Below are 1159 nucleotides of genomic sequence, written 5' to 3' on the forward strand. Positions count from 1 at the left end.
CTTTAAAATAGTAAAGTCTCACCAGACAGCATCACTTATTACCCTGACTCTTAAACCTAACTCTGAGGCCAAATGCCTTTGTGGTCTTGAGGCCGAGGCTATCCATGAGTATCAATGGCGTCATGTAAAAGAAGCCATGTTACTCGGTGTGCCTGTTGAACTTTCCGTTCAAACTCGAAGGATTAAGTGTCGTGACTGCGGTATAAAAACAGAATCCATCTCTTGGTTAGAGCCTTATGCTCGCATAACGAAGCGCCTAAAAAGCTATATAGAACAACTGTTACCCCTGCTTCCCATTAAGCATATATCCCAGATTACGGGCGTTCATTGGCACACCATTAAAGAAATAGATAAACGCCGACTTCGACAAGTGGTACCGGCAGTGAAATGGGGTGAGCTAAAGCAACTTGTGATGGATGAGTTCGCTATCTTTAAAGGGCATCGGTATGCCACTGTCATTGCTGACGCTAAGACTCACCAAGTCATATGGATAGGGTTAGGCCGTAGCCGTAAGGACATACGGCCGTTCTTCGAGCTGTTAGGCAAGCATGGCAAGAATATCGAAGCGGTCGCGATGGACATGAATACGGCTTTTGACCTTGAAGTTCAAGCGCACTGCCCGAACGCAAAAATCGTTTACGACTTATTCCATGTTGTTGCTAAGTTCGGTCGTGAGGTGATGGATAGAGTCAGAGTCGACCAAGCCAACAAACTCAAGCAAGATAAAAAAGCGAGGCAATGGGTCAAGCGCTCACGCTGGGTATTGTTGAAAAATAGAGGCAACTTAAATCCACGGCAAGACAGCTATCTTACAGAAATATTGAGTATCAATAAGGACTTAATGACCACTTATATACTCGGAGCACAACTCAAAGAGCTTTGGTATTGTGAATCAGAAGTCCATGCTAAAGGGCTCTGGGAGGCGTGGTGGGCACAAGTACAAGAGAGTGGAATTAAGCCATTGAAAGAGTTCGCACGAAAACTGAGTCCTTATCTTCACGGTATTATCGCATCGGCAAGTTATCCGCTAAACACCTGCACACTGGAAGGGATGAACAACAAGATAAAGCTAATCAAGCGAATGGGTTATGGGTATCGAGATACAGACTACTTCTTCTTGAAGATAAAAGCGGCTTTCCCCGGAAAGCCGCGATGAACC

The 1159-nt window shown here is 45.1% G+C and carries 1 pseudogene; it reads left to right on the top strand.

The features are described from left to right. Positions 1-14: 14 nt before the first annotated feature. Positions 15-1156 (top strand): annotated as a pseudogene (locus AACW06_RS19635) (ISL3 family transposase); the annotation flags it as partial. Positions 1157-1159 lie beyond the last annotated feature (3 nt).

Source organism: Vibrio sp. S12_S33, assembly GCF_963889785.1.
Lineage (GTDB): Bacteria > Pseudomonadota > Gammaproteobacteria > Enterobacterales > Vibrionaceae > Vibrio > Vibrio aestuarianus.